5 protein-coding genes and 2 pseudogenes are annotated in these 4,461 nt (G+C 61.8%); 4 read left to right on the top strand and 3 right to left on the bottom strand.

Features of this window, described 5'->3' with window-relative positions:
* The first annotated feature begins 588 nt into the window (after positions 1-588).
* The 3 genes and pseudogenes from D2K64_RS22850 to D2K64_RS26430 all read left to right on the top strand — a co-directional run.
* Positions 589-861 carry a hypothetical protein gene (locus tag D2K64_RS22850; protein WP_120010682.1) on the top strand — a complete coding sequence of 91 codons (273 nt, stop codon included), beginning with the start codon at positions 589-591 and terminating at the stop codon, positions 859-861.
* Between the two features lie 46 nt (positions 862-907).
* A complete protein-coding gene (locus tag D2K64_RS26425) occupies positions 908-1,186 on the top strand; it encodes a transposase (protein WP_408891899.1) in 279 nt (92 codons plus the stop codon).
* Positions 1,187-1,267: 81 nt separating this feature from the next.
* Positions 1,268-1,352 (top strand): annotated as a pseudogene (locus tag D2K64_RS26430) (IS5/IS1182 family transposase); the annotation flags it as partial.
* A gap of 304 nt (positions 1,353-1,656) precedes the next feature.
* On the opposite strand, the gene D2K64_RS22860 reads toward D2K64_RS26430, so the two are convergent.
* On the bottom strand, positions 1,657-2,118 hold the full coding sequence (locus tag D2K64_RS22860; protein ID WP_157986073.1) for a hypothetical protein: 462 nt from the start codon (positions 2,116-2,118) through the stop codon (positions 1,657-1,659).
* A 328-nt stretch (positions 2,119-2,446) separates the two neighbouring features.
* Positions 2,447-2,875: a winged helix-turn-helix transcriptional regulator gene (locus D2K64_RS22865; protein WP_120010684.1), complete on the bottom strand. Its 429-nt coding sequence runs from the start codon at positions 2,873-2,875 to the stop codon at positions 2,447-2,449.
* Positions 2,876-2,977: 102 nt separating this feature from the next.
* Here D2K64_RS22865 and D2K64_RS22870 point away from each other — a divergent pair, with 102 nt between their 5' ends.
* On the top strand, positions 2,978-3,742 hold the full coding sequence (locus tag D2K64_RS22870) for an SDR family oxidoreductase (protein WP_120010685.1): 765 nt from the start codon (positions 2,978-2,980) through the stop codon (positions 3,740-3,742).
* 137 nt (positions 3,743-3,879) lie between these two features.
* Here D2K64_RS22870 and D2K64_RS22875 read toward each other — a convergent pair.
* A pseudogene (locus D2K64_RS22875) lies at positions 3,880-4,461 on the bottom strand (SDR family oxidoreductase); the annotation flags it as partial.

Consider the following 4,461-nt stretch of genomic DNA (forward strand, 5'->3'; position numbering starts at 1 on the left):
CTAGGTGGCTGCGGCCGAGCTTTGTTTCGGGGCGAAACATCTCTTTATGATCGAAATGGTTCAATGGCAGAACCATGAAGATGGCAAAACGATCACGCGACAACCTGCGTGTGTAGAGAAAGAGTTTTAACTCGCTTGCAACGTGACCTGCCTGGACCGTGATGCGTCGGAACTGCTTTCAGCACCTGCAGCAGGAACCTTTCACATGGTCGAGGGCGACGCCGTTTTCCTCGCCGGTTGGCATGATCTCCGGAGGCACAGACCTGTTCCGAAGCAATCAGATCAGGTGATCTCCTGTTCGCACCGGTTATGTTGGCAGTCGCAGCGACGGCTCACTGGAACCCAATTTCGAGGCTCAGGTCGTCTGCGTGTCCTTGAAGGGAGCTTATGTATCCCTGCCTCCCGTGCGCAACTTGCGAGATGGGCCCAGCCCTACGCGACGAGCGTGATCGATGCCGAGTGGGCGCTGGTCGAGCCCTTCCCTTCCAATCCGACGTGCGGAGCCAAGCTGCCCAAATGAGAACAACGTTCAATCACAACGAGGCCATCTCTTGATCGCCTTCTCCCCACCAGGAGGAGCGAAACACCATGTACCCTGAGGCATCACTCATCTTCGCCGAGCCTGCCTATGCGGAGATGGAGGTCTGGATCGACCATGGTCCGACCTTCGCGGAACCGATCTACTATGTTGAACCTGTCTATGTGGAACCGGTCTACTACGTTGAACCGGCAGTTTCAGAGCCGGTCTACTACGTCGGACCGGTCTACATGGAGCCGGTTCATGACGACGAGCCTGTCTACGTGGAACCGATCTCCTACTTGGAACCTGCCTACGGGCAGACTGAGATTTGGCTCATGTAAGAGCTTGCTTCATAACGGCTGAGGCTGGGTGAACGGCGAGGGTTCTGTGCGTTCCGGGAGTGTTCGAAGCTTCCGAGGCCGCCCATGGGGAATCCCCGCCGTCCGCGCGCAACTTGCGCGTGGGACCATTCCCTATGCACCCTGCCTAACTAACGCAGAATGGGCGCTGGTGCAGCCCTTCATGCCACCACTTGGTAAGACCGGGCGCCCTCGACGCTGGCCAATGCGTCTGATCATGGACAGCATTCTTTATGTGCTGCGTACCGGCTGTGCCTGGACACATTTGCCTTGCAACTTCCCGCCGCCCAGCAAGGTGCTTCGCTGACCGCGCCTATCCGGATCTCGCATCTCCGACGCCTCACCTGTCACCGTTACTCTCATCGGCAGCCTGCCTGGCCAGAAGGATTTTGCCGTGCAGCCGAGGCGATGGGTGGTGGAAAGATCCTTCGCTTGGATCGGGCGATGCCGACGCCTGGCGCGTGATCATGAAGCCACCACCAGTTTCGCTGTGGCCTTCTTCACTCTTGCCGCTGCCATGCCCCTCCTCCGGCAATTGGCGCGGCCGTTATGAAGCGGATTCTTACCTAAAGGCTTGGAAGCTCCCTACCCTACATCCAGCACCATCAGTCTTGTCCGATAACTCCGGCATCTCATACGGCTTCGAGTAGGTGTCCTACTTGTTGTTCGCCCATGATCTGCTGTGGGGCAGCGCTGCGCTGTGAGGTGCAGGGTGGAGAACTACCAGCCTCCCAGCATCTCTTCGCGCCACCCCATCCTGGCTAGACGCAAGGGCGCTTACTGGGCGGTCAACAGGTTTACGAGCCTGAGCATGATCGCGAGGTCCAGTTCCGCCGGTTCCTCGTGGCCCGGGGGCCGCGCGTATTCAGGTCCATCCCCGGATGTCCGCGGCTGGTTCAGGCGGGCCCACTCGATCCTGACGTCACCCTCAGGGTGGCTAAGGGTTACCGCCTCCTCGGAGAGCGAGAGCAGAAAGGCACACCCACCCGGCGCCAGGATCTCGACCTCGCCGCCCCCAGGAAAGAGGGTGTCTGCCAGATCGTCAGGAAGCGCCGGCGGCTCCTCCGCCTCGTAAGCATCCGCCGCGAACCTGGCATCGCCGGCAGAGGCGAACTCGCCGATGGTCAGCGGCGCGACCAGGAGGCGGCCTTGCTCGTCAAAAGGGGCGTACCGAAGCTCGGCCCGGCCGCCCGGCCGAAGCTCGAACACCGCCCACATGCCGTGCGAGGTTCCGAGCATCCACGGAGCGCCCGTCCCCTTCCATGTCCAACCCTCCGACATCGCCACCTCCAGTGGCGGAACTCCTGGAGGCGTGTTTCGGAGCCGTTCAGCGCATCAGATGTGGTTGACCGATGGACCAGCAGTTTTCTTCGGCGCAGGGATGAGCCCGAGACCGCTGCGCAACCTGCCGGCCAGGAACAGCCCCTGCATCGCCAGCTTCCGCGCGGTCGCATAGGTGCTGGGCGCGTGGGCAGCCACGCCGCGCACGAGGCGGTTGCGCAGCAGATCATAGGCTGTCTGGGCTGAGAGATAGTGCTTAGCTCCCTGGTGGAGAACACGCCGCCAGCTACTCCGTTTTAGCGTCGAAGGCTTCCCGTGAGGCCTCGACCTTCGCAAGATTCTCTTCCGCCCAGATCCATACGCCACAGAAGGCCGCGCCCAGGCTCGCGCCTAATTCCGTGAGCCGGTACTCGACCCGTGGCGGCACAACAGGGTGGACGGTGCGCGTTACCATGCCGTCGCGCTCCATCTGCCGCAGCGTTTGGGTCAGCATCTTCTGGCTGATCCCGCGCATTTGCCGAGCGAATTGCGTGAAGCGCAGCTCGCCATGTTCAGCTAGCACCTCAAGCGCGATCATGGTCCATTTGTCGGCTACCCGCCCGATCAGGTCATTGACCAACGCCTCAACTCGAGGATCGCATTCGGCAGGCGGGATCGTCTCGGCGATGCGGCGGGCTCGCTGGATGGTGGGTTCGTTGAAGGGCAAACGAGACAAGGTGACGCTCTCCTTTAGGTGAGTATGGATATTTCGGGTGCCTTCTTCCTTCCGGAGTGTAGGTGATTAGGTTGAGCGCTCCCATCACGCAGGAGCAAGCTTATGAACCAGAGCGGCAACACCATCCTGATCACTGGAGGCGGTTCCGGCATCGGCGAGGCACTGGCACACCGCTTCCATGACCGTGGCAACACCGTGATCGTGGCCGGCCGGCGGCGGGACACCCTGGAGCGCACGATCACCGGGCGGCCGAACATGCATGCGATCGAACTCGACGTGAACAGTGCTGCCGGGGTCGCCGACTGCGCGCAGCGACTCCTGGCCGAACATCCGAGACTTAACGTGCTCGTCAACAATGCCGGGATCATGCGCTTCGAGGCACTGGACCGGTCACGCGACCTGACGGACGCGGAACAGACGATCACCACCAACCTGCTCGGCCCAATCCGGCTCACCAACGCGTTGATCGATCACCTCACCGCCCAACCCGGAGCAGCGATCGTCAACGTGACATCTGGGCTGGCCTTCGTGCCACTCTTCGCCACACCCACCTACAACGCCACCAAGGCCGCTATGCATTCCTACACCCTCTCCCTGCGTGAGGTGCTGAGGGACCGGGTCGAGGTGATTGAACTCGCCCCACCGGCTGTGCAAACCGGGCTCACGCCAGGCCAGGAGAGCCGCCCCGGCTACCTGCCTCTCGACGCCTTCGCCGACGAGGTGATGTCGCTGTTCGCCCAGCAACCCACGCCGCGCGAGATCCTGGTCGAGCGCGTCCGTTCGATGCGCTTCGCCGAGGCCGAAGGCCACTTCGATGCGATGATGGCGCAGCTGAACGCGTTCGCGACCCAGGCCCGACAAGGCTGATGCTGCTGCCCTGCCCATCCTTGGACAGGGAAGAAAGCAGATGTCAGGGCCGGCTCATCCGCTACCTGCCAACACCTCATCGGCCCTCAGAAGCTGTTGGAGAGCAGAGCCGTCGGAGCAGCTGGTGCTCTGGCGGCCTAAAGTTCGTAGCTGATGCCCGTCATCTGCTCCAGCTCACTGAAAAGCCGATGCCCGGCTTCACGGTCGTCGGCGAAGAGGGCCGTCCGTGTCTCGACCGGATGGCCACGCAACCCCCATAGGCCGCCTGGTCCATAATAACCGCCCGGCTTGGCCTCTGGCCAAGTTGCGGCCATCAGCGTTGGCTCTGCGCCTCCGGTGGCGTTTTGCATGATCGGCGTCAGCAGCCAGGTTGTCAGCTTCATTCCAAGAGTGGTGTTGACCGCGAGGTTGGTATGCGAGGCGCCGGGATGACAGGTGGTTACCACCAGCCTGCCACCAGCACGGCGTTGCAGCTCGCGCGTTAAGAGAATGTTCTCCAGCTTGGTTTTGGCGTAGGCGCGGACTGGCTTGTAACCCTGCTCGGAGTTGAGATCTTCAACCGGAACTGGGCCGCCGATCGTGTGCGCGTAGGAGGAGACGTTCACCACCCGGGGCGCTGATGCGCTCAGGATTCTTTGCATGAGCAATCCCGTCAGCAGGAACGGACCTAAAACATTGGTGGCAAACTGCATCTCGAAGCCGTCTTTACTAACCTCCCG

It is taken from the genome of Teichococcus vastitatis (assembly GCF_003604215.1).
GTDB classification, from domain to species: Bacteria; Pseudomonadota; Alphaproteobacteria; order Acetobacterales; family Acetobacteraceae; genus Pseudoroseomonas; species Pseudoroseomonas vastitatis.